The 23,274-nt window shown below is 67.1% G+C and carries 25 protein-coding genes; 14 read left to right on the top strand and 11 right to left on the bottom strand.

The window, feature by feature from the left end; translation table 11 throughout:
* Positions 1 to 57: 57 nt before the first annotated feature.
* Together ACZK2R_RS12305 and ACZK2R_RS12300 are read right to left on the bottom strand one after the other, a co-directional pair.
* A complete protein-coding gene (locus tag ACZK2R_RS12305) occupies positions 58 to 405 on the bottom strand; it encodes a hypothetical protein (RefSeq protein WP_180838007.1) in 348 nt (115 codons plus the stop codon).
* A 46-nt stretch (positions 406 to 451) separates the two neighbouring features.
* Positions 452 to 1,195, bottom strand: coding sequence for an SDR family oxidoreductase (locus tag ACZK2R_RS12300; RefSeq protein ID WP_180838006.1), 744 nt, complete (start codon positions 1,193 to 1,195; stop codon positions 452 to 454).
* 106 nt (positions 1,196 to 1,301) lie between these two features.
* On the opposite strand from ACZK2R_RS12300, the gene ACZK2R_RS12295 reads away from it, so the two are divergent.
* The gene (locus ACZK2R_RS12295) at positions 1,302 to 2,195 is read left to right on the top strand and encodes a LysR family transcriptional regulator (RefSeq protein ID WP_180838005.1); all 894 of its coding nucleotides are present in this window, start codon (positions 1,302 to 1,304) and stop codon (positions 2,193 to 2,195) included.
* 65 nt (positions 2,196 to 2,260) lie between these two features.
* On the opposite strand, the gene ACZK2R_RS12290 is transcribed toward ACZK2R_RS12295, so the two are convergent.
* From ACZK2R_RS12290 to ACZK2R_RS12270, 5 genes are all read right to left on the bottom strand, one after another.
* Entirely contained in the window at positions 2,261 to 3,628 is a 1,368-nt protein-coding gene (locus ACZK2R_RS12290) for a heavy metal sensor histidine kinase (RefSeq protein WP_180838723.1), read from the bottom strand.
* Positions 3,625 to 4,323, bottom strand: a complete 699-nt coding sequence (locus ACZK2R_RS12285) for a heavy metal response regulator transcription factor (RefSeq protein WP_180838722.1) — start codon at positions 4,321 to 4,323, stop codon at positions 3,625 to 3,627. Before ACZK2R_RS12285 ends, ACZK2R_RS12290 begins: the two co-directional genes overlap by 4 nt.
* A 45-nt stretch (positions 4,324 to 4,368) precedes the next feature.
* Positions 4,369 to 5,253: a copper homeostasis membrane protein CopD gene (gene copD / locus ACZK2R_RS12280; protein WP_180838721.1), complete on the bottom strand. Its 885-nt coding sequence runs from the start codon at positions 5,251 to 5,253 to the stop codon at positions 4,369 to 4,371.
* A 10-nt stretch (positions 5,254 to 5,263) separates the two neighbouring features.
* Positions 5,264 to 5,641: a copper homeostasis periplasmic binding protein CopC gene (gene copC, locus ACZK2R_RS12275; protein ID WP_180838720.1), complete on the bottom strand. Its 378-nt coding sequence runs from the start codon at positions 5,639 to 5,641 to the stop codon at positions 5,264 to 5,266.
* A 99-nt stretch (positions 5,642 to 5,740) separates the two neighbouring features.
* Positions 5,741 to 6,595, bottom strand: a complete 855-nt coding sequence (locus ACZK2R_RS12270) for a helix-turn-helix transcriptional regulator (RefSeq protein ID WP_180838719.1) — start codon at positions 6,593 to 6,595, stop codon at positions 5,741 to 5,743.
* Between the two features lie 188 nt (positions 6,596 to 6,783).
* Here ACZK2R_RS12270 and ACZK2R_RS12265 point away from each other — a divergent pair, with 188 nt between their 5' ends.
* Positions 6,784 to 8,916, top strand: coding sequence for a TonB-dependent receptor (locus tag ACZK2R_RS12265; protein ID WP_180838718.1), 2,133 nt, complete (start codon positions 6,784 to 6,786; stop codon positions 8,914 to 8,916).
* Between the two features lie 86 nt (positions 8,917 to 9,002).
* On the opposite strand, the gene ACZK2R_RS12260 is transcribed toward ACZK2R_RS12265, so the two are convergent.
* Positions 9,003 to 9,479, bottom strand: coding sequence for a MerC domain-containing protein (locus ACZK2R_RS12260; RefSeq protein WP_125893594.1), 477 nt, complete (start codon positions 9,477 to 9,479; stop codon positions 9,003 to 9,005).
* Between the two features lie 32 nt (positions 9,480 to 9,511).
* Here ACZK2R_RS12260 and ACZK2R_RS12255 point away from each other — a divergent pair, with 32 nt between their 5' ends.
* The 8 genes from ACZK2R_RS12255 (at position 9,512) to ACZK2R_RS12220 (ending at position 16,133) form a co-directional block, all read left to right on the top strand.
* A complete protein-coding gene (locus tag ACZK2R_RS12255; RefSeq protein WP_180838717.1) occupies positions 9,512 to 10,045 on the top strand; it encodes a ZrgA family zinc uptake protein in 534 nt (177 codons plus the stop codon).
* Positions 10,042 to 10,737 carry an ABC transporter ATP-binding protein gene (locus ACZK2R_RS12250; RefSeq protein WP_180838716.1) on the top strand — a complete coding sequence of 232 codons (696 nt, stop codon included), beginning with the start codon at positions 10,042 to 10,044 and terminating at the stop codon, positions 10,735 to 10,737. The genes ACZK2R_RS12255 and ACZK2R_RS12250 overlap by 4 nt, the downstream gene beginning before the upstream one ends.
* Positions 10,730 to 11,983, top strand: a complete 1,254-nt coding sequence (locus tag ACZK2R_RS12245; protein ID WP_180838715.1) for an ABC transporter permease — start codon at positions 10,730 to 10,732, stop codon at positions 11,981 to 11,983. Before ACZK2R_RS12250 ends, ACZK2R_RS12245 begins: the two co-directional genes overlap by 8 nt.
* A gap of 2 nt (positions 11,984 to 11,985) precedes the next feature.
* Positions 11,986 to 12,537 carry a DUF3299 domain-containing protein gene (locus ACZK2R_RS12240; RefSeq protein WP_180838714.1) on the top strand — a complete coding sequence of 184 codons (552 nt, stop codon included), beginning with the start codon at positions 11,986 to 11,988 and terminating at the stop codon, positions 12,535 to 12,537.
* Positions 12,527 to 13,141, top strand: coding sequence for a DUF3299 domain-containing protein (locus ACZK2R_RS12235; RefSeq protein ID WP_125893584.1), 615 nt, complete (start codon positions 12,527 to 12,529; stop codon positions 13,139 to 13,141). The genes ACZK2R_RS12240 and ACZK2R_RS12235 overlap by 11 nt, the downstream gene beginning before the upstream one ends.
* A complete protein-coding gene (locus tag ACZK2R_RS12230; protein ID WP_180838713.1) occupies positions 13,141 to 13,887 on the top strand; it encodes a hypothetical protein in 747 nt (248 codons plus the stop codon). Before ACZK2R_RS12235 ends, ACZK2R_RS12230 begins: the two co-directional genes overlap by 1 nt.
* 151 nt (positions 13,888 to 14,038) lie before the next feature.
* Positions 14,039 to 15,571 carry an MFS transporter gene (locus ACZK2R_RS12225; protein ID WP_180838712.1) on the top strand — a complete coding sequence of 511 codons (1,533 nt, stop codon included), beginning with the start codon at positions 14,039 to 14,041 and terminating at the stop codon, positions 15,569 to 15,571.
* A gap of 4 nt (positions 15,572 to 15,575) precedes the next feature.
* Entirely contained in the window at positions 15,576 to 16,133 is a 558-nt protein-coding gene (locus ACZK2R_RS12220) for a TetR/AcrR family transcriptional regulator (RefSeq protein ID WP_180838711.1), read from the top strand.
* Between the two features lie 116 nt (positions 16,134 to 16,249).
* Here the strand turns inward: ACZK2R_RS12220 and ACZK2R_RS12215 are convergent, their stop codons facing one another.
* Entirely contained in the window at positions 16,250 to 17,131 is an 882-nt protein-coding gene (locus ACZK2R_RS12215) for an AraC family transcriptional regulator (RefSeq protein WP_180838710.1), read from the bottom strand.
* A gap of 105 nt (positions 17,132 to 17,236) precedes the next feature.
* On the opposite strand from ACZK2R_RS12215, the gene ACZK2R_RS12210 reads away from it, so the two are divergent.
* The gene (locus ACZK2R_RS12210) at positions 17,237 to 17,773 is read left to right on the top strand and encodes a carboxymuconolactone decarboxylase family protein (protein WP_125893574.1); all 537 of its coding nucleotides are present in this window, start codon (positions 17,237 to 17,239) and stop codon (positions 17,771 to 17,773) included.
* A gap of 38 nt (positions 17,774 to 17,811) precedes the next feature.
* Here the strand turns inward: ACZK2R_RS12210 and fdhD are convergent, their stop codons facing one another.
* Positions 17,812 to 18,660, bottom strand: a complete 849-nt coding sequence (gene fdhD, locus ACZK2R_RS12205) for a formate dehydrogenase accessory sulfurtransferase FdhD (protein ID WP_125893572.1) — start codon at positions 18,658 to 18,660, stop codon at positions 17,812 to 17,814.
* Between the two features lie 243 nt (positions 18,661 to 18,903).
* Between fdhD and ACZK2R_RS12200 the strand changes: the two genes are divergently transcribed.
* The 3 genes from ACZK2R_RS12200 (at position 18,904) to ACZK2R_RS12190 (ending at position 22,206) form a co-directional block, all read left to right on the top strand.
* Positions 18,904 to 21,189, top strand: a complete 2,286-nt coding sequence (locus ACZK2R_RS12200) for an FdhF/YdeP family oxidoreductase (RefSeq protein ID WP_180838709.1) — start codon at positions 18,904 to 18,906, stop codon at positions 21,187 to 21,189.
* Between the two features lie 25 nt (positions 21,190 to 21,214).
* On the top strand, positions 21,215 to 21,550 hold the full coding sequence (locus ACZK2R_RS12195) for a hypothetical protein (protein ID WP_125893683.1): 336 nt from the start codon (positions 21,215 to 21,217) through the stop codon (positions 21,548 to 21,550).
* A 116-nt stretch (positions 21,551 to 21,666) separates the two neighbouring features.
* Positions 21,667 to 22,206: a DUF411 domain-containing protein gene (locus ACZK2R_RS12190; RefSeq protein ID WP_125893568.1), complete on the top strand. Its 540-nt coding sequence runs from the start codon at positions 21,667 to 21,669 to the stop codon at positions 22,204 to 22,206.
* A gap of 95 nt (positions 22,207 to 22,301) precedes the next feature.
* Here ACZK2R_RS12190 and ACZK2R_RS12185 read toward each other — a convergent pair whose 3' ends face one another.
* Entirely contained in the window at positions 22,302 to 23,264 is a 963-nt protein-coding gene (locus ACZK2R_RS12185; protein WP_478453501.1) for an IS110 family transposase, read from the bottom strand.
* Positions 23,265 to 23,274 lie beyond the last annotated feature (10 nt).

Here is a 23,274-nt window from a genome sequence, read left to right as displayed (position 1 = left end):
GCCGAGCATGCGCTCGGCTCTACACAGGGATCCACGTCTTGTGTGGAGTTGGCAAGCTCACCACGCCGACCCCTGCCAGGCGATCATCATCGGCACGATCAGCAGGCCCAGGCAGCTGACGCACAGCACCGTCGTGGTGATGTGGAAGAGCCAGAAACGGCCTGGCGTTTCAGCACGCCATACCTTCTTGGCGATGTTGACGCCCCAGATCGTAAAGCCATCGGCGATGCCCCCCAGAAAGAAGCAGACGGTCGCCAGTGCCCACAGCACCCAGATCAGGGCCATCGCCAGATTGCGTACGTCGCCAGGCAGCCAGGTCCATAACACCAGCGTCGCCAGCGCCAACAGGCCTCCCAGCAGAAACGTGATCATCCAGAGTCGATACCAGATGCCCGGCTTTTCCATGCGCGTGCCCCCTCCGTTTGGCCGAGCATAGCCAGTCCGGTGGTCCTTACACCATCCCGCCATTGGCGCGCAGCACCTGCCCGTTGATCCACCCGCCATCAGCACCGGCCAGGAAGGCCACCGCACCGGCGATGTCCTCCGGCATACCCAGCCGTTCCAGGGGGTTCATCTTCGCCAGCCGCTCGATCAGTTCCGGTGACTTGCCCTCCAGGAACAGGTCGGTGGCGGTCGGGCCGGGAGCCACCGTGTTCACCGTGATGTTGCGCCCACGCAGCTCCTTGCTGAGGATCGCTGCCATCGTTTCCACCGCCGCCTTGCTGGCCGCGTACACGCTGTAGTTCTCCAGTCTGATGCCGACCACGCTGGTGGACAGGCTGATCAGGCGGCCGCCGTCGCGCACCCGCCGCGCGCTCTCGCGCAGCACGTTGAAGGCACCCTTCAGGTTGATGCCGATGACCCGTTCGAACAGCGCGTCGTCGCTGTCGGCCAGCGGCGCCAGCTGCAGCACGCCGGCGCTGTTCACCACCACGTCGATACCGCCGAAGCGCGCCTCGATGGCGTCGAACAGCTGGCGCACCGCCTGCGGGTCGGCCACATCGGCCTGCAGCGCGATGGTGTGCGCGCCAGTGGCCGTGAGTTCGGCGGCCAGTGCCTCGGCATCGTCGCGGCGGCCGGCGTAGTTGATCGCCACGGCATGGCCGTCGGCGGCCAGGCGGCGCGAAATGGCCGCGCCGATGCCACGGGAACCGCCGGTGACCAGAGCGACGCGGCGGGCGGAGGAGGTGGGCATGGTTGGTTCCAGCAGGGCGCGCCGGACTGGCGCAGTGCCATCTTCGCCATCTCATCAGTTCGGATAATCATGCATAATCCGCCAACATCATCCGAATTGCCGAACAATGGACCGATTCACGGCCATGCGTGCCTTCGTCCGTATCGTCGAGCGCCGCAGCTTCACCCGTGCCTCCGAGGACCTCGGCCTGCCGCGGGCCACGGTGACCGATGCGATCAAAGCACTGGAACAGCGGCTGGGCGTGCGCCTGCTGCACCGGACCACGCGGCTGGTGGTGCCCACCCTGGAAGGGGAAGCGTTCTATGGGCGTTGCCTGCGCCTGATCGCCGACATGGACGATGCCGAAGCCGCGTTCCGTGACGTGCCGCCGCGTGGCCCGCTGCGCATTGAAGTGCATGGCACGCTGGGCCGGCACCTGCTGTTTCCGCATCTACCGGGCTTCCTGCAGCATTACCCCGAGATCGAACTGGAGGTCAGCGAAGGCGACCGCTATGTCGACCTGCTACGCGAAGGCGTGGATGCGGCGTTGCGGGTGGGGACCCTGGCCGACAGCGATCTGGCGGCGCGCCGGTTGACCATGCTGCGGGAAGTTACGGTGGCCGCACCGGGCTATGTGCAGGCGCACGGTGTGCCCGAGACCATCGAATCGCTGGAGCAAGGCCACCAGATGGTCGGCTACCGCTCCAGTGCCACCGGCCAGCTGATTCCGCTGGAATTCCAGCAGGGCGCGCAGGTGCGTTACGTTCCACTGCCGGCCCGGGTGCGTGTTTCCGGTGCGGATGCCTTCCTCGGTGCCGCGCTGGCAGGGCTGGGCATCATCCAGGCGCCGCGCTACCGGATGGATCCGTACATTGCGCGCGGGCAACTGGTCGAGCTGCTGCCGGACACACCGCCGACACCGAGCCCGTTGAGCCTGGTCTACCCGCGCAACCGCACGCCATCGCCGCGGCTGCGGGTGTTCATCGACTGGGTGGCCGGGGTGTTCGACCAGATGAGGTAGTGCCGGCCGCTGGCCGGCAACTGCAACACGCGTGATGTGCCAAGGTTGCCGGCCAGCGGCCGGCACTACCGGGCTGATGCGCTTGGCAGCACCAGCTCGAACACGGTGCCGGTTTCATCGGAGGTCACGCTTACCGTTCCGCCATGCGCCTGTGCAATCGCACGGGTGATGGCCAGGCCCAGTCCGGCACCTTCGTGGCGGCCACGCTCGCCGCGATAGAAGCGATCGAACAGGCGCGGCAGTGCTGCTTCGGCAATCGGCGGGCCGAGATTGTGCACGTTGACCCTGCACACGCCATCGCCCTCGACCAGCTGCACCCGCACCTCGCTGCCCACGGCTGCGTGCTTCAACGCATTCGACAGCAGATTGGCGATCGCCCGGTGCAGCATCAGACGGTTGCCTTCCACGCTCGCCACGCCGTCGCGGCGCAGGGTCAAGTGTCGGTCCTCGGCCAGCAGGTCATAGAACTCCAGCAGCGAATCCACCACCGCATCCAGCGCCACCGGCTCACGCGAGGGCAGTGCGCCCGGCGCTTCGGCCTGCGCCAGGTACAGCAGGTCGCCTACGGTCTGCGCCAACTGCTGCAGCTCCTCGGCGCACGAGGCCAGCGTCTCGCGGTAGGCCTCGTTGCTGCGCGGGTGGGCCAGCACCACCTGTACCTGGGTCAGCATGTTGGTGATCGGCGTGCGCAGCTCATGGGCCAGATCACCAGAGAACTCGGTCAGGCGCGCGAAGTCCTGCTGCAAGCGCGCCAGCATGCCGTTGAGGGTCTGCGCCAGCTGTTCCAGCTCGGCCGGCGCACTGCGCGCGTTCAAACGCCGCTGCAGGCGCCCGGCGGTGATCTGCCGGGCTTCATCGGCCAACGTGCGCAGCGGTCGCAGCGTGCGTCGCACTACGTAGCCGCCGAGCAGGCTGCTGGCCACGGCGGCGCCGATGATGGCGATCGCCAGAAGATGGCGGAAGCGCTGCAGGAAATCGGCATGGCGGTCGTCATCGATGGCCAGCAGGGTGACCAGCTGGCTGCCGTCGGCCAGGGTCTGCCGCAGGTGCAGGGCATGCATGCAGCGACCATCGTCGAGAATCCAGTCGTGCCGCCGTGGCGCGGCGTCGATGGGCTGGCTGCGTGCGTGCTCGCGCAGCAGTGCCGGTGCGGTCGAGAACAGCACGGCTCCGTGGCCATCGACAATGTGGAAGGCGATATCGGGATGATGGCTGAGCGCCTCTGCCAACCGCGGGCCGCGTGCGGCGGCGGGCCCATTGCCAGCAATATCGCGGATCAACGCAACCTTGTTCTCCAGTTCGATGAAGTCCTGGGCAACAAGGTCATGGCGGGCGCTGACATAGATGGCCACGCCCAATGCGGCCAGCACCAGCGTGGCCACGATGGCGAACAGCAGGGTCAGCCGCACCGCGATGGAACGGCGCAGGCTCATCCGTTGCTCACAGCGCCGTCGTCTGGTGCTTCGAGCACGTAGCCCATGCCGCGCACGGTGACGATCAGCTTGGCGTCGAAGTCATCGTCGATCTTCGCGCGCAGGCGGCGGATCGCCACGTCGATCACATTGGTGTCGCTGTCGAAGTTCATGTCCCACACCTGCGAGGCGATCAGCGAGCGCGGCAGCACTTCGCCACGGCGCCGTGCCAGCAGCTCCAGCAGGGTGTACTCCTTCTGGCTGAGCGCGATGCGCTGGCCGCCACGCTCCACCCGGCGGCGCAGGGTATCCACCACCAGGTCGGCAATGACGATGCGTTCGGCCTGCGGCACGGCCTGGCCGCGACGCAGCAGAGTGCGCACGCGCGCCAGCAGTTCGGCAAAGGCGAACGGCTTGGCCAGGTAGTCGTCGGCGCCCAGTTCCAGGCCCTGCACGCGGTCGACGATGCTGCTGCGTGCGGTCAGGAACAGCACCGGCAGCGGCCAGCCGGCTCCACGCAGCCGCGACAGCACAGTCCAGCCATCCAGGCCGGGCAGCATCACATCGAGGATGACCAGCTGGTACTCGCCGCTACCGGCCAGGTGCAGCCCGTCGACGCCGTTGCAGGCGAGATCGACCACGTAGCCGGCCTCGATCAGGCCCTGGCGCAGGTAGTTGCCGGTCTTGGGTTCGTCTTCGACGATCAGCAGTTTCATGGTGCGCCCATCATCGCAGCTTGGGTGTGGGCTGGCTGCGCAGTCTCATGCCAGCGGATCCAGCGTGCCGAGAATCGCGACACAGGCCAGCACCAGCAGTGCCAGTACCGATTCGCAGGCCAGGCTGTGGCGCAGTGAACGCAGTGGCCTGGGTTGCCAGCCGCCGCGGATGGAAACCGCCAGCGCCGGCACCAGCCGCCAGCGATGCAGCGCGGCCAGGCCCAGCATGCCACCCACCAGTGCCAGCTTGAGCAGCAGCCAGCGTCCATGCGCGGCGCCGGTCAGGGTCTGTATGGAACCGCCGAGATCGACATAGGTATAGGTGCCGGTCATCGCCAGCAGGGCGACGATGATCGTGCCGGGCAGGGCGAAGCCGTGCGCGGCCTGCCATAGTTCGTGGGTGCGCTCGCGCAGGCTCGGCCCTTCCCGCCGCAGTGCCAGCTGTACGATGGCGGCGATCGCACCGATCCAGGCACCGGCCGCCAGCAGGTGCACGATGCCGGCAGCAAGACGCAGCCGGCCAGCGACCCCATCGCCAGCAGCGGCGTGGCCGTTCCAGGCGAGGCTGGCCAGGGTCACCGCCGAGAGTGCCAGCAGTGCGGGGCGGCGCAGGCCCTGTACCGGGCGATTGACTGCCAGCAGCGGCAGCATTGCCAGCAGGGCCAGGATGCGCAGCAGTCCCGCCTCGCCCACCGGCGTACCGGTAAGAAACCAGCGCGCTGTCTCGCCATCGATGTCGACCGGTGATATGCCAAGCACGCCGGACAAACGGGTGACCACATCGATGCCGACCAGCACCAGTGCCACCAGAACGAGGGCCAGCGAGACGCTGCGCGGCAGTCCGGGGCGGACGAACAGCATCCGCCCGAACAGCAGCATCAGGGCCAGATACAGCGCCAGCCGCAGCGCATACGGCGAAAGCTCGGCCACAGCAGCGGCCTTACTTCACGGTGAAGCGGTAGGTGCCGGTGATCGGATGGCTGTCCTGGCCGACCGCGCGCCACTGCAGCGCGTAACTGCCGGCGGGCAGCGGCTTGGCAAAGCGCGCGCGCAGGGTGTGGCCGTCCTCGGAGATCTCCTGCGCCGTGGTTGGCATCGCCATCTTCATGCGGCCGTGGTCCATGCTCAGTTCGATGCGGGTGGCACGCGGCATCACCTTTTCACTGAACTGCAGCTCGATCTGGCTGGCCGGGGCCAGGGTGGCGTCGGCAGCCGGCGTTGCACGCACCAGGCTGGGATGGGCCAGCGCCAGCGGCGCGGCCGAAAGGCCGGACAGCAGCAGGGCGAGCGGGGCGACGCGGAACAGGGAGCGGGTCATATGCGGATCACCGATGAGGAAGTGGCCTGCAGGGTGACGTCCACCGCCTTTCGAGGCCCTGACCTGGACATTACCAGTTCGTAATGTTGGCGGCCGGCACTACCGGGCCCGTGACTGCGCGATCCATGCTGACGGCGAACAACCGACCACACGCCGGAACGCCGCGCTGAACTTGCTGGGATTGGCATATCCGCTGGCCAGGGCAACGTCGGTGACACGCCGGCCCTGCGCGAGTTCGGCGCGCGCCCGCTGCATGCGGTGCTGGGTCAGGAAGGCATAGGGCGGCAGGCCAGTGGCCGCACGCAGCGCGCGGCCGAACGTCGCGGCCTCCATCTGCACTGCAGCGGCCAGCTGTGGAACGGTCAGCGCCTGGCCGTGTTGCGCGTCGATGTAGGCCTCCAGTTGCCGCAACCGTCGTGCCGACAGTGGGGACACCGTGCCACGCGCCTGGCGCGGCTGACCGGCAAGCTGACCCAGGCGGTGCAGCAGCACCTGCGCGCCATGCTCCAGGAAGCCGGGCAGGCAAACGTCGGCCTGCGCGCTGCACCACAAGGCCTGCAGCACCGAAGTGATCACCGGGTCGTGGTGCAGCCGCGCCGCCAGCGGCTGCAGGTGTTGCAACGCCCGCGCGTCATGGAGGAGGGCGTGGGTATCGATGGCGATGCCGAGCAGATCGACCGCGGGGCTGGCATAGGTGCCGGTGTCTCCTGGCAGCACCAGATTGAACTGGCCGGGCCGCCACGGCGCCTGCAGCAGGCCGTTGAGGGTGCGCTGCTGCAGCCGTCCGCCGCCGCCCACGGCCAGGCCCAGGCGAAGCTGGTGCGGATGGCCCATCTCGCCTTCGCTGGCCTCGAAGCGATGGCGCAGCAGCACCACCGCCCCGTCATCGCTGGCGTAGGCAGCAGGGACCTGCGACCGGGTTTCCTGCAGCAACTGGTCGGCGAGGGCGGGCATCACGGATCCGGGAATGGAGCGGCGCTGCCGGAAATGGAGTGGCGGCAGGGTGCGAATGTTACAGAATAACACTCTTGTCCCGCGCTGCTGCCGCCCGCGCGTCCGCCACTCCATCCGTCGAGGTTCCCGCTTTGAAGTCGTCCACGCCTGCTGCCGCGCTCATCGCAGCATCCCTGCTCGTTCCTGCCTTGCCCGCCCTTGCCCAGCAGGCCGACCCGGCCACGCTCGACGGTGTCCGCGTCACCGGTTCCAAGCGCGATACCCCTTACCTGAAGAGCGATCTGTCGGTGACGGTGCTCGACAGGCAGGCCCTGAAGGAAGCGGGCGTCACCGAGTTCCGTGACCTCGACAAGCTCGCGCCGAACGTCAAGTTCAACGCGATGGGCCAGCTCAGCAACATGTTCATCTCGATCCGCGGCATCGAGTCCAATCCATTCCTGGTCAATCGTGCCTCGGTCTACATCGATGGCATTCCGTTCCGCGAACTGAGCAATGCCGTGCTCAACCAGGTCGAGTCGGTGGAGGTGCTGCGCGGTCCGCAGGGCACGTTGTATGGCGCCAACAGCGAATCCGGCCTGGTGCTGGTGCGTACACGCGGCCCGGCCGATGCGCGCGAGGGCGAGGTCAACCTGCGCAGCACCTGGTTCGGCAATGGCAACGGCACGGCCCTGGATGGCTTCCTCGCCGGGCCATTGAGCAGGGACGGCAGCCTGTCCGGCTCGGTGGCGTTCATGGGCTCCGATGAGGATGCCTACCTGAAGAACCTCACGCCTTCCGGTGCGCGCGGCAAGGTCGGCGAAGGCTACCTCCAGGGCAAGCTGCGCTGGCGGCCGAGCGACTACGTGTCGGTGAACGCGCTGGCCTATCACCTGCGCACCCGCGCGCCGGGCATGTTCGAGTATGAATACCTGCCGCTGGATACCGGCCTCTACAACCGCACCTACGGCACTTCGCTCAATGGCGGGCGCCGTGCGGGTGACTTCACCTACATCAACGACGCGCCCAAGCGCACCGAAAAGGACGAAACGGTGGCCGGCCTCAGTGCGCAATGGCAGCTGCAGGCCGGCACGCTGGACGTGGCCGCTTCCTGGCGGGACGAGGAGGTGACCTCGGCCGGCTACGACTTCGACATGACCAACAGCCCGGCATTGGCCGGTCGCATCTACGACAGGAAGAAGGAATGGACGGCCGAGGCGCGCTTCAGCTCGCCCAGCGACCAGGCGCTGACCTGGATGGCCGGTGTGTCGACCTACCGCAACAGCAAGGATTCGATCCTCGGCACCTTCGTCGGCCCGGCGCTGCACGGGCTGGACAGCTACAACCTGGCACCGCGGCAGACCTCCAAGGGCGAGGACTACAGCGTCTTCGCCACCGCCAGCTATACCTTCCCGGCGGTGCCGAAGCTGACGGCCAGCGCCGGCCTGCGCCATGAGCAGGCACGGCGCTCCACCGAACAGCGTGCCGGTGCGCTGGATCTGGGCGCCGGTGGCCGCGTGCTGTACCGCGATGCCGCGCTGGCGCATACCTTCTCGGCCACGCTGCCGCGGGTGTCGCTGCGCTACGACGCCACTGACGACCTGTCCTTCTACGCGGCCTCGGCCAAGGGCTACATTCCGGGTGGCTTCAATCTGGCTGCGGCGCAGAGCGATGTGGTCAACGACAAGGTGCTGCGCTACGAGTCCGAGCGCATGTGGAGCCATGAGCTGGGCTTCAAGATGAACCTGGCCGGCGGTCGTGGCCACATCGGCGGCGCGCTGTTCCACATCACCTCGGACAACTGGCAGGAGATCCAGGTGGCCACCGATGCCAACGGCCGCCCGATCTCGTCGGACTACGTAGGTTCGGATGCCTCGATCCGTTCGCGTGGTGCCGAGCTGGAGGGCGTGTTTGAAGTGCTGCCGGGTTTCACCCTGATGGCGAATGTGGGCTACGTCGATGCGAAGTACACCAAGCTGTGGGTCAGCGTGGACCAGAACGTGGATGGCAAGCGGGTCAAGCTGACCCCTCACTACACTGGCTATCTGGCGGCGCGCTATCAGTTCGACTCCGGCATCCATGCACGGCTGGAATCGCAGTTCACTGGCTCCAGTGCACTGGATGAACGTAACCGCGCGTTCCAGCCCGCGGTGGCCGTACTTGGTGCGCAGCTGGGCTATGAGACCGGGCCGTGGAGCGCGCGGGTGTTCGTGCAGAACCTGACCAACAAGCGCCGCATCAATGGCCTGATCTTCGACAACCTGGCCTTCGGGCGCGACGGCAACTACTACGGCCCGGTGGACAGCCCGCGGATCTTCGGCGCGGAAGTGGGGTACCGCTTCTGAGGAGGCGGGCCGCGCGCCGGCCAGCGGCCGGCGCTACCGGTCCAACGAAACGGTAGTGCCGGCCGCTGGCCGGCATCTTCGGAACGCTACCTGTGGCCGTGCAATGCCCGCCGGTTGCCGATGTGCGCGCATGCCAGCAGCACGCCACCGCAGGCGGTGGCCACGCCATGCCACAGCAGCGATTCCTTCAAGGGCAGGTACAGCGACGCCGACACCAGCAGGATCGCGCCAACCACGGCCAGCCGCACCGGCAGCCAGCGCCCATGCCGGTGCAGCCCGGCCGTGGTACTGGCCAGCGCCAGCGTCGAGGCCATCAATGCGAACAACCATTCCCAGCGCGACATCATCAACAGCAGCGTCATCACGCCGTGGCCGGGGTGCTGGAACGAGCGCAGCGCCATCATTGCCGCTGGCACGAAGGCCAGCAGCAGTGGCAGGGCGATGCAATGGGCGGCGCAGGCCAGCGACAGCCAGGCGCCGGCCAGATCGAAACGGGGATGCCAGCGTGCCGAAGTTGGCGGCTGGGCCAGAGCCCTTGCGGGGGTCGGGGGGATGTGGTCCATTATGTTACATAGTAACAATTGGAGTCTCCCCCATGAAGCTTCCTGCTGCTCTTTTCCTGCTGCTGGCTGCCAACGCGGCCCAGGCACACGATGTCCGCCAGCACGCGCCACACGTGCACGGCCAGGCCACTGTTGATCTCGCTCTCGACCAGGGAACGCTGGAGTTCGCCCTGCAGGCACCGGGTATCGGCATACTTGATTTCGAGCGACCGCCCGCCAACGCGACCGAGCAGGCCGCGCTGGCACGGGCTACGGCAGTGCTGAAGGGTGGCAGCTGGGTTACTTTGCCCACCGCGGCAGGCTGCCGTCTGGCCAGCGGTAAAGCCGATGCAGAGGGCTTCGACGCGACGGCCGCCGCGCCGCCGCCAGGGCAGCATCGGCACGCAGGTTTCAGCGCAACGCTGCAGTACCACTGTGCCAAACCTGCCGAGCTGCGCGCCATCGTCTTACGCCTTCCCGTGCTGTTCCCCGGCCTGCACGAAGTCATCGTCAACAGCGCAACCGCAAATGGCCAGAACCGCAGTGTGCTGACCCCGGACAATCTGCGCGTGGTGCTGGCTCCGTGAGCGCAGCACCGGTGATTGCGTTGGAAGACGTGCAGTTCGGCTACGACATGCGGCTGGTGCTGGATATTCCGAAGTTGTGGATCGAGCAGGGCAGCAGCGTGCTGTTGCGTGGAGTGAGTGGTGGCGGCAAGAGCACCCTGCTGGGCCTGCTGGCGGGTGTGCTGATGCCCGGCAAGGGCCGTGTCGAGGTGGCCGGCCAGGCGTTGCAGGGCATGGGAGGTGCGGCGCGGGATCGTTTCCGTGCCGATCACCTGGGCGTGATTTTCCAGCAGTTCAATCTGCTGCCGTTTCTCAGCGTACGCGACAACATCGCGCTGGGCCTGCGCTTTTCGCGCCTGCGCAGCGCGCGCATCAGTAGGCCGCTGGATGCCGAGATCGCCCGCCTGCTGCAGGCCCTGCAGCTCAATCCCGAGCTGATGCAGCGGCGCGCGGGTACGCTCAGTGTTGGCCAGCAACAACGCGTGGCGGCCGCACGTGCGCTGATCGGCCGGCCGGCGGTGCTGTTGGCCGACGAGCCGACCTCGGCACTGGATCGCGAGGCCGCGACCGCCTTCCTGCAGCTGATGTCCGCACAGTGCCGGGCCGCCGGTACCACGGTTCTGGTGGTCAGCCACGATGAAAGCCTGCAGCCCTTGTTCGACCGCACCATCGCGTTGTCGCAGATCAATCACGCAGGTGGCACTCATGCTTGAACTTTCATGGGCCAGCCTGCGCAGCCGCGCATTGAGCGTCAGCCTCACCGTGCTGGTGATCACCCTCAGCGTGGTGCTGCTGCTCGGTGTTGAGCGCGTGCGCACGCAGGCGCATGAAGGTTTCGCCAGCACCGTCTCAGGCACTGACCTGATCGTCGGTGCCCGCTCCGGGCCGGTGAACCTGCTGCTGTATTCGGTGTTCCACATCGGCGACCCGACCAACAACGTGTCCTGGCAGTCCTACCAGGAGCTGTCCTCGCTGCCGCAGGTGAAGTGGGCGGTGCCACTGTCGCTGGGCGATTCGTGGCGCGGCTACCGGGTGGTCGGCACCAGTGGCGGCTACTTCGAGCACTATCGTTACGGCGCGGGGCATGCGCTGGCATTTGCGCAGGGGCGGCCGTTCGACGATCTTTACGACGCCGTGATCGGCGCAGAGGTGGCGCACGCGCAGAAGGTCGGCCTCGGCGACGAGATCGTGCTGGCCCATGGCACCGGCGCGGTCACGTTGGCCACGCATGCCGACAAGCCGTTCCGTGTGGCTGGCATCCTGCAGCGCACCGGCACGCCGGTCGATTCGTCGGTGCTGGTCTCGCTGCCGGCCATCGAGGCGATCCATGTCGACTGGCGCTCCGGCGTGCAGCTGCGCAGCCAGAGCGTCAGCGCCGAGCAGGCGCGCCATCTGGACCTGGCCCCGACCAGCATCACCGCCTTCATGCTTGGCCTGAATTCGCGCATCGCCACGTTCTCGGTACAGCGCAGGATCAACGAGTATCCGGATGAGGCGATGCTGGCGATCCTGCCCGGCGTGACCCTGCAGCAGCTGTGGCAGTCACTGGGCACGGCCGAGCGGGCTCTGCAGCTGATCAGCGCGATGGTGGTGCTGCTGGGCATGTTCTCGCTGGTGGCGCTGCTGGTCTCGACCCTGCAGGAGCGCCGGCGCGAGATGGCGGTGCTGCGTGCCATCGGTGCACGCCCTGGCTATATCGCCAGCCTGCTGGTGGTGGAGGCGGTTGCGACCAGCGCGTTTGCCTGCGTGCTCGCACTGGCCGCACTGGTGGTGGCCAGCCTGGCCGGGCGTGGCTGGGCGCTGGCCAACTTTGGCCTGTCGATCACCCACATCTGGCCGGATGGCCGCGAACTGGCGTGGGTCGCAGGTGTGCTGGCGATCAGCGCGGTGGCCGGCCTGGTACCGGCGCTGCTGGCCTATCGGCGCACGCTGGCCGATGGCCTGTCACCCGGGGGCTGAGCATGCGCTGGTTGCCGCTGTTGCCAATCTTGCTGGTGCTGAGCGCCTGCGAACACCCGGTCGATACCGGCGTGCAGGCGCTGACACCGTCGCCGGTGATCGATCGCGATGCCCCGGCAGCTGCCGAGGAACAGGAACTGGACTGGTTGCAGATGATGCCGAAGGAAGAACTGGCGGCGCTGGAGCGTGGCGAGGGCCCGGGGGTCGAGCACAACGGCAACCGGCGCATGCCGCAGTTCGGTACGTTCCGCACCGTGGACACCGTATTGCAGCGGCCGGTGCGCTTGCCGGGTTACGTGGTGCCGCTGGCCAACGCGCAGGACGGGCGGCTGACCGAATTCCTGTTCGTGCCGTACTACGGCGCCTGCATCCATGTGCCGCCGCCACCGCCGAACCAGATCGTGCACGTGGTGCTGCCGCGCCCGATCGAGATGCCGGACATGTATTCGCCGTTCTTCCTGGCCGGTACCCTGCGTGCCGAACGGCTGGACGATGATCTGGCCGGTTCCGCCTACACCATGCGTGACGCACAGCTGAGGCCGTATGAACCGTAGCGTCCTGATCGGACTGACCTGCTGCCTGGGCCTGTTGGGGTGTACGCAGGCGGGTGGGGGAGCCACCACCGGCGCCGCAGCACCGGCACAGCCGGCCACGACCGAAGCGCCCATCGCTCGCTGGGACGCGTTGCGGCCCGACGAAGTGACCTACCAGCGCCCGCCGCCGCAGATCGGCCTGTCACGCAATGGCATGGACGGGGTGGGCGGGCTGATCGATGACACCGGCTCGGGCACGCCACCGGGGCAGGAGATCGACCATTCCAGCCCGGATCGCGCCAAGCAGTTCGGCTCTTCGCGCGTGGTCGACGCTGTCGACGGTCGCGCGGTGGATCTGGATGGCTACGTGGTGCCGCTGGGCACCAACGACGCCGGGCTGGTGGATGAACTGCTGTTCGTGCCGTTCTACGGGGCCTGCATCCATGTGCCGCCACCGCCGCCGAACCAGATCATCCATGTGACCCTGGCCACGCCGATCGCACTGGGCGACCTGTGGGATCCGTACCGGTTGGCCGGTCGCCTGCAGGTCAAGCGCTTCGATGCGGATATCGCCAGCGCGTCCTACGACGCGGCTGCGGCGACACTGACGGCGATCCACAATTGATGCGTGCGCGCTGGACCATCGTTGCAGCAGCCTTGCTGGTGGTGGTTGCGCTGCTGGTGTGGTGGCAGCGGCAGGCTGCACCCATCGCGCCACCCGCGATCGCATTTCCGCCGCCTTCGTCCGATGCCCGCCAGCGCATCGAACAGCGCCTGGGTGATGACCATGCCTTTCGCAACGACGTACTGTTCCTGCTCGCGGCCACCCTGCGCGACCGCTGCCAGCCGGCGCAGGCGGGTTTGCTGGCGCGCATGGCCAATCGTGCATCGCTGCCGGTGCTGGCGGCGGTCAGTGCGGTGACCCAGCAGGATCCAACGCTGGACCGGCCGATCTACCAGTACATCCAGCATCGGGCGGACGCGACGGCGTGTGGCCAGCCGCTGCAGATGCCGCTGGCCGGTGGGCGCAGCATGGAGGTGGACATCGAGCAGTACGCGCGCACCTTCCCGGACAGCTATTTCGATCCGCAGCGCAGCAGCGAACCGCGTGATTTCGGCGGTCTGTCGCTGCAGCAGCGGGCCGGTAACGCCTGCAACAGCGTGGTGTATTCGGTGCTGCCGCTGGGTGGCACCGATTGGCGATGCAGCAGCCTGCGCGCCAATGCCCGTGCGCGGGTGCGGGGCCTGTGCGAGGACGAGCTGCGGCGCCAGCATGGGGGAACGGGCGGGGAACTGGACATGGCCGTGGGGCAGGGCATGCAGGGTGCGGTGGTGTCGGCGATTGCCGCGCTGCCGGAAGACTGCCGATAAGCGTTTACCAGTGGAGCCAGGCCATGCCTGGCTGGCGGTTCAGCCAAGCAGACTTGCCCCTACAGACCCTGAACTGGTGGATTCCGAAGGTCATAACTATACCGGACATCCGGTATAGTTATGACCGTACTTCACCCCATTAGGTTTCCCCATGGCTTTGTCCCAGCCCTTGGCCGGTGCTCCGGCCCTGTCGCGTGCCCGTCGCTGGGCGCTGTTGTTCACCGTCGCCGCCGGCCTGTTGCTGGTTACGCTCGACAACTCCGTGCTCTACACCGCACTACCCACCCTGACCGAGGAACTCTCGGCCAGTGCCGGCCAGGCACTGTGGATCATCAACGCTTATCCGCTGGTGATGGCCGGCCTGCTGCTCGGCGCTGGCACGCTCGGTGACCGCATCGGTCATCGCCGCATGTTCCTGATCGGCCTGGTGGTTTTCGGCACCGCCTCGCTGGCGGCGGCCTTCGCCGACAGCGCCGCACAGCTGATCGCCGCCCGTGCGTTCCTGGCGATCGGCGCGGCCGCGATGATGCCGGCCACGTTGGCGTTGATCGGCCTGAGCTTCCACGAAGAGAGAGAGCGCAACATCGCCATCGCGATCTGGGGCTCGGTGGCCATCGTCGGTGCAGCGCTGGGTCCGATCATCGGCGGCTGGCTGCTGCAGCACTTCTGGTGGGGCTCGGTGTTCCTGATCAACGTGCCGGTGGTGGTGGTCGCATTCGTGGCCACGCTGCTGCTGGCACCGGAAGGCCAGCGCGATACCTCGCGGCCGTGGGATCTGGTGTCTTCATTGCTGGCATTGGCGGCGCTGTCCGGCCTGGTGCTGGCGATCAAGTCGCTGATCGCCACGCCGCCGTCGTATGCGCTGGGTGCCGGTGCGCTGTTGCTGGCCGTCATCAGCGGCGCGGCGTTCGCACGTCGCCAGCAGCAGTTGCCGTACCCGTTGCTGGACTTCGCGATCTTCCGCAATCCGGCGTTCCTGGCCGGCACGCTGTCGGCGGTGTTCACCCTGTTCGCGATGGCCGGGCTGCAGCTGGTTACCACCCAGCGTTTCCAGCTGGTGGCGGGCTTCACACCGCTGCAGGCAGGCCTGCTGGTATCGGTGGCGGCGCTGGGCAGCCTGCCCAGTGCGCTGCTGGGCGGCAGCATCCTGCACCGCGTGGGCCTGCGCCCGCTGATCTGCGGCGGCCTGGCCGCAGGTGCGCTGGGTGTCGGCGTGGTGGCGTTCGGCTTCCCGCACGGCCTCGGCTGGGTGGTGGCCGGCATGGCGATCACCGGTTTCGGCATGGGCTCGGCCATCTCGGTGGCATCCACTGCCATCCTCAACAATGTGCCGGCGCACCGCGCGGGCATGGCCTCGTCGGTGGAAGAGGTGTCCTACGAGTTTGGTGGCCTGCTCGCGGTGGCGATGCTGGGCAGCCTGAGTGCGGCAATGTACGGCGCCTTCCTGCCGGTCTCGGCGGACATGCCCGAGCTTGCCCGTGACGGCTTCACCCAGGCGCTGCACGTGGCACGCGAAAACGGGCAGGGCGAGTGGTTCGCGCTGGCCACGGCCGCGTATGACCGCGGCTACCAGATCGTGCTGCTGGTGATCACGGCAGTGCTGGCGATGGGCGCGACGATTCTGGCGCGCCTGCTGCGTGGCCGCGTTGGCAGCCGCGAGGGCGCGGCCGATCGCGTAAAATGAAACGATGAGAACCAGCAAGCGCGACCGCATCCTCGACGCCGCCGTCAACGTGATCAATCGTGACGGCGTGCGTGCGGTGACCTTCGAGTCGGTGGCGGCCGAGGCCAAACTGACCCGCGGCGGCCTGCTGTATCACTTCCCGTCGCGCGAGGCGCTGCTGCGCGGCATCGACGAGCATCTGGTGCAGGCCTGGGAAGCGTCGATGGAATCGCTGCTGGGCAAGACCGCAGGTGAGGCCACGGCGCTGGAGCGCTACCAGACCTTCGTGCGTGTGTCGGCGCAGAGCGCCACCCGTGCCGAGCTGATGTTCATGCTCGAATCGGCTGACCCGGACGCCGACGAGCGCCCGTGGGGCCCGGCGGTACGGCGCTGGGCGCCGTTGCCACCGTCGGTCGCGGAACAGGATCCGGCCGCGCTCGACAATTTCGTAGCGCGGCTGGCCGCCGATGGCCTGTGGATCTACGAAGCGATGTACGAAGGGCAGCTGGATGAAAGCGTGCGCGCCCAGGTGGCGGAGCGTATCGCCGGGCTGCTGGCGAAGTCTGATGGGACGTCCAGCTGAGCCGTCGACCGACGCGGGGACGCCGCTCTTGGTAGAGCCGACCGCTGGTCGGCTGCTCACGAAAATCCCGCGCTGCGCGCGATAGTCGACCAGCGGTCGACTCTACCCCTCTCCATTTACCCAGCCTGTGCTGCGGTCGCCGCCAACCACGCCCTAGGCGAAGCCCCCAACCGCTTGCGGAACGCCTTCGACAACGACGCGGTATCGGCAAACCCCACCTCGATCGCCACCTGCTTGACCGCCACGCCCGCACGCAACTGCGCGCAGGCCAGGCTCAGCCGCCAATCCAGCAGATAACTGGCCGGCGTCGCCTGCATCACCTCCTTGAAGACCGCTGCGAACGCGCTGCGCGACATGCCAGCGGTGGCGGCCATGCGCGGCAGCGTCCACTCGTCCTGTGGCGCCTGGTGCATTGCCACCAGCGTACGTGCGAGCCGCGCATCGGACAGCCCGCGCATCAGCCCATGGCTGACCCCGGCCGCATCCGGATGGTCCACCACCCAGCGCAGGATCTGGATCAACGCCACCTCGAACAGGCGGTTGGTCAGCAGCCGCGAACCGCAGCGTTGGCGGTCGGCCTCGGTGAACAGCAGATGCAGGGTGTCGTCCAGCTCGTCGATCGCGGCCAGTGGCACCACCATCACCGGCGGTAGCGACTGCACGATGGGATTGCGCGCGCCGCCATCGAAGTCGAGTGTGGCGCAGGTGAAGTCCGGGCCATCCAGCGGCGCATTGAAGAACACATGATGCAGCGGCTGCGGGTACAGCAGCAGGCTCGGGGTGTCGATCTTCAACCGCGGCAGCGCGATATCGCCGTCGGGGTGACGGACCTCCATTTCACCCTGGCGCAGGATGTGCAGGAACGCACGACCGGGCTGCGGCTCGAAGACATGGCGCCCGCACAGAGGTCCGCTGTGGAACAGCGCGGCCTGCACTCGGAAGCGTTCCAGCAGAGAGGAGAGGCGGTCGGGTGCGGAGGTGTCGGTGGGCATGCTCATGGACGACTGGACAACATGTGTGGCTAATTACGACCAATACGTCCGTAGAGTCTACCTAGGATGAGCGGGTCGTCCAATCCGGGCGCTTTCCCAAGGAGATCCACCATGTCCCGTGTCCCCCTGATCGATGCCGCCAACACCACCGCCGACCGCCAGGCCCTGCTGGGCCAGGTCCACGCCGCGTTCGGCGCCACTCCGGCCATGTTCCGCGCCGTGGCCAACTCGCCGGCCGCCCTGCAGAGCATGTGGGGTTCGTTCGGCGCGCTGGGCGGCGGTCGCCTGTCGCCGTTGCTGGGTGAGCAGATCGCCGTGGCCATCGCCAACCGCAATGCCTGCGAATACTGCCTGGCGGCGCACACCGCACTGGGTCGCAAGGCTGGTGCCAGCAGCGAGCAGATGGCCGCCGCGCAGATCGGCCAGTCCAGCGATCCGGCCACCTCGGCGGCACTCGACTTCGCGCTGAAGGTGGTTGAACAGCGTGCACAGATCACCGACGGTGATGTGCAGGCGCTGCGCGCAGCCGGCTTCGATGACGAGCAGATCGTCGAGATCCTCGCCCATGTGGCGCTCAACCTGTTCACCAACTACGTCAACGTGGCGTTCGACGTGCCGGTGGACTTCCCCAAGGTGGCGCTGCGCTGAGGTCCATCAGGCCGGGGGCGTCTTGCTCCCGGCCGTTCTCAGTTATCGTGGCTGTCGTCCGCCTGCAGCCGCTCGGGGTGCGTATACACATTGAACCCGCTCTCCCGCGCGAATCCGACCAGGCACAGTCCGGCACTGCGGGCCAGGTCGATCGCCAGCGCGGTCGGCGCCGACACCGCTGCCAGCACGCTGGCACCCGCACGTATCGCCTTGCTGACCATCTCATAGCTGGCGCGGCTGGAAATCACCAGCAACCCACCGTCGATGGCGTGCTCGTTGTGATGCAGGGCGCCGATCAGTTTGTCCAACGCATTGTGACGGCCCACATCCTCGCGCACCCAGCCAATCCGCCCGCTGGCATCGGCCCAGGCTGCGGCGTGCGTCGATCCACTCACCGCATTCATCGGCTGATGCTGCGCCAGCGTGGCCAGTGCCCGCTGCAACGCGGCATGCGGATAGGTGCGACGCTCGCGGATCTGCGGCAGCGGGCGCAGCACATCCTCCAGCTGGCGCGTGCCGCACAGGCCGCAGCCACCGCGACCGGGCAGCAGGCGCCCATTGGCCGGATCCAGATCGGCACCGGGTGCGTCTTCGGAAACGGTCATCTGCAGTTCGATACCCTCCAGCTGCGGACGGACCTCGATCGACAGCAGTTGCGAGGGCGCAGTGATCAGCCCCTCGCTGAGCGAGAAACCCAGCGCGAAGTCTTCCAGGTCGCAGGGCGTGGCCATCATCACCGCGAAGGCGGCCCCGTTGTAGCGCAGTGCAACCGGCACTTCCTCGGCCACCACGTCGACCTGCTGCTGGTGCCCCTCGCTGCGCCAGCGCTGCAACGGGCGCTGGGCCGTACCGGCAGGCGGGATGTGCGGCGGGGTCGAGTCAGGCATGCAGCGCGTCCGGGCAAGGGAAATACGCAGGTGGTGGACCACCCACGGCTTCGAGAATAGCGCAGTGGCCGGGCGCTGACGCGGGTGTAACCGTTGTCATGGCACGCTGCGCTGAAAACAGCGCCTGCCTCTGGCGAAGCGGCCTTGTCCGTGCTTGACTGCGGGGCTGGCCGCGCTGCAGAAGCCGCATCTGGCCCGTCTCGCGCCGTTGATTGCTGTGTTCCTCCCGCCAGGTTCCCGAACATGTCCGAGCAGAAGCCGCCGCGTTACAAGCCCTACAACCAGCCGGCCGGTGGCTGGGGTGCCGCCGGCGCCACGGCCAAGGTGCTGTTGCAGCAGAGTGTGATCGGCAAGGGCTCGAAGGCGCTGCTGGCGATGAACCAGCCCGGTGGCTTCAAGTGCCCCAGCTGCGCGTTCCCCGATGCCGACGAACGCAAGAAACTGGAATTCTGCGAGAACGGTGCCAAGGCGCTGGCCTGGGAAGCCACCCAGTTCCGTGCTGGCCGCGAGCTGTTCGCCCAGCACACGGTCACCGAGCTGATGGCGCAGACCGACTACTGGCTGGAGATGCAGGGCCGGCTGACCGAGCCGATGCGCTACGACGCGTCCACCGATCATTACGTTCCGTGCAGCTGGGACGAGGCGTTTGCCTTGATCGGCCGTCATCTGCAGGCGCTGGACAGTCCGCACCAGGCCGAGTTCTACACCTCCGGCCGCACGCCCAACGAAGCCGCGTTCCTGTATTCGATCTTCGTGCGCGAGTTCGGCACCAACAATTTCCCGGACTGCTCGAACATGTGCCACGAGCCGACCAGCCGCGGCCTGCCGCCGGCCATCGGCGTGGGCAAGGGCACCATCGTGCTGCAGGATTTCGAGCACGCCGAGGCGATCTTCGTGATCGGCCAGAACACCGGCACCAATTCGCCGCGGATGATGAGCAACCTGGTCGAGGCGCGCAAACGCGGCATCCCGATCGTGGCGGTCAACCCGATGCCCGAGCGCGCGCTGATCCGTTTCGCCGAACCGCAGGACATGGTGCAGATGGCCACGTTCGGTTCGACCGAGATCACCAGTGAGTTCGTGCACATCCGCATCGGCGGCGACCTGGCCCTGATCAAGGGCATGATGAAGGTGATGTTCGAGCGCGAAGCGCAGGGCGAGCGCGTGCTTGACCACGATTTCCTGGCCGAGCACACGGTGGACCTGGACGCACTGCGCGATGACGTGCTGGCGCAGGACTGGGACGAGATCGTGCAGGTTTCCGGCATCACGCAGGCGCAGATCCGCCGCTGCGCCGAGATCTACATCCGCTCCAAGGCCACGGTGATCTGCTATGGCATGGGCCTGACCCAGCATCAGTATGGTTCGACCCTGCTGCAGCAGGTGGCCAACCTGCTGTTGCTGCGTGGCAACTTCGGCAAGCCCGGTGCCGGCATCGGGCCGATCCGTGGCCATTCCAACGTGCAGGGCGACCGTACCGTCGGCATCGACGAGAAACCCAAGCCGGCCTATCTGGACCGCGTGCAGCAGGTGTTCGGCTTCAATCCGCCGCGCGAGCACGGTCATCACGTGGTCGAATCGATCGAGGCGATGCTGGACGGCAGCGCCAAGGTGTTCATCGGTATGGGTGGCAACTTCATCCACGCCGTGCCCGATACACCGCGCGCGTACGAGGCCATGCGCGGCCTGGAGCTGACGGTCGGCATCGCCACCAAGCTCAATCGCGGTCACCTGGTGCACGGCCGCGATGCCTTGATCCTGCCGGTGGTCGCGCGTTCGGAGCGCATCGTTACGTCTGCCGGCGAGCAGTTCGTCACCATCGAGGACGCGATGTCGAACGTGACCGCTTCGCGCGGCGTGCTCGAGCCGGTCAGCACGGACGTGCTCCCGGAGGTCGAGATCGTCTGCCGCATGGCGATGGCAACATTGCCGCACAGCAAGGTCGACTGGGCGAGGTGCATGCATGACTACGCTCCCATCCGGGAGCTGATCGCGGCGGTGTACCCGGAGATCTACACCGGCTTCAACGAGCGCATCCAGCAGCCGCACGGCTTCCATCTGGACATTCCACCGCGCCGTCGAGTGTGGCCCACGCCCAACGGCAAGGCCAACATCCTGGTGATGCCAGGCCTGGACGTGGACGCGCCGGTGGACGATCCCGGGATGCTGCGGTTGGCCACGGTGCGCTCGCACGACCAGTACAACACCACCATCTACAGCTACAACGACCGCTACCGCGGCGTGTACAACGATCGCATGGTGCTGTTCATGAACATCGAGGATCGGCTGGCGCGCGGGCTGGAGAAGGAGGCGCTGGTCAGCCTGGAGACAATCAGCGGCGATGGCGTGCAGCGGCGCATCGAAGGCCTGACCGTGCTGGACTACCCGATGCCGCGCGGCGCCCTGGCCGGTTACTACCCAGAACTGAACCCGTTGTTGCCGCTGGACTACTACGACCGGGTCAGCGGTACCCCAGCGGCCAAGTCGATTCCGGTAAGGATGCGGGCGATGGCCGAGGCGATTGCGTGATGCGTTCATCGGCTATCATCGTCCGGTGAACCTGCCTGGCCTGTTGCTGCGATGGATGCTTCTCCTTGCCCTGGTGCTGAATGCACCGGCGCTTGCGGTTGCCTCATCCTCGTACGCGGCGCAGTCCAGCGCGGACCATTGCGCCGCACCGCATTCGGCGGCCATGGCCGGATGCTGCGACGAGGCAGCATCAACGGTCTGCCAGAGCGATGAGTGCGAATGCCCGCCGGCCAGCCTCGGCATGCTGGCCACCCTGAGCGGAACGCCAGCGTCACCCTGGCGCGAGGCGCCTTTGCCAGCCAGCACCCAGCAACGCGCACCGCCGCCGTTGCCGGATCCGCTACGGCCGCCCATCGTGTGATTCCCTGCAGGCCTCAAGCGCCTGCCGTAGCTGCTCGACTCATTCTCGACTCTGCCTGTGCCTTCGATGCGCAGGCAGCGGGCCGCGTTGCCCGCATCTGCAAAGGAATCAACACCATGAACCGTTCTCTCTCCCTCGGCCTGCTGCTGGGCACCGTGCTGGCCACCACCGCCTGCGCGCGTGCTGCCGAAGAATCGCCTGCTGCGCCGGTTTCCAGCCAAGCCCCGGCGGCACCGATCAAGGCCAGCCCGTCGCAGGTGGATCCGGCACTGCCTATCGCCATCGTGCACAAGACCGCCAGCTGCGGCTGCTGCGGTATCTGGGTCGACCACCTGAAGGCCGAAGGCTTCCAGGTGGATGTGCGCAATACCGATGACATGAACCCGATCAAGGTCCGGCTGGGTGTGCCGGTCGGCAAGGCGTCCTGCCACACCGCCGAGATCGGTGGTTACGTGGTTGAAGGCCATATCCCGGCCGAAGACATCAAGCGACTGCTGGCCGAGCGGCCGGCCGCGCGCGGCCTGGTGTTGCCGGGCATGCCGGCCGGCTCGCCGGGCATGGAAATGCCGGATGGCTACGTGCAGCCGTACACCGTTGAACTGGTGCGCAACGATGGCACCACCGAGCCGTTTGCCCAGCACGGCCAGGGCGGCTGACAGGCGGCGGTGCCGGTCGTCCTGACCGGCACCCTTCGGAGAGCCGAGCCCACCCTCGGCGTGCTCTTTGTAGAGTCGAGATCCTATGTTCGTGGTCAAGCCTGCTGGAAGCAGGCTTGACCCACCTTCAGCATGGCCGGATCGAAGTCCCGGCCGCTTTTGAAGACACCCCAGGCGATCCTGGCCAGCTTTCTGGCCAGGATGTTGAAGACGGCGGTGCTGGGGTGACCGCGTTTTGACAGCTCGTCGTAGAGCGGTTGCCCCCGACGACACCGCTTGAGCCCCATTGCGGCCATGTAGAGCATCTGGCGCAGCACTGGCGCGCCCTGTTTGGACAGCCGACGCCGTCCCGTTCTGCCGCCAGACTCGTTGGGCCGGGGATCCAGGCCCGTGCAGGCGATCCACGCGTTGGCGTTGGCCAACGGCCAGCGCGTCATGTAGTAAATCAGGTGAGCGGCGACGGCGGGGCCGATACCAGGGATGGTCAACAGGCGCTTGTAGAGCGTGCCATGCTCTCCATCGCGACCCAAGCGCTGCAGTTCGCTTTCCAGCTCGGACAGCGTCCCAGCCAGAGCGCAGAACAGATCTGACAGCTCCCCGGGGGCACTTTTGCTTACCCCGAAGGATTGCTCCAGCCGCGCGCGTGTCTTTACCAGCGTCTGCCGCTTGCGCAGCAAATCGTGCATCTGTTGCTGCTCGTCGGTACGCGGTACGTATTCACGCAGGCGATCGTTCTCCTTCTTCACGTACCGGGCGATCGCTTCGGCGTCCATGGCGTCCGTCTTGCCACGCGAGCCCGTCGCCCGGCCGTAGTACTTGATCAGACGTGGATTGATCACATAGACAACGTGGCCTGCTTGGCCAGCCATCCGAGCCAACAACTCGTAGTACCGCCCCGTCGCCTCCATGCCAATCCGGCATCGCTGGGGCAAGGTGTTGAGCCACTGGGCTATGCCGGCCCGGGTGTTGGCGATCCTGTCGCCGGCCTTGCGGTCGGCCACTGCCGGTACGAACTCCTTGGAGTCCACGTCCACGCCAATATCGAGAGAATCAGACATTTGTACGGCT

Source organism: Stenotrophomonas sp. 96582_Sma, from assembly GCF_056480905.1.
This window is presented reverse-complemented; position numbering and strand designations above follow the sequence as displayed.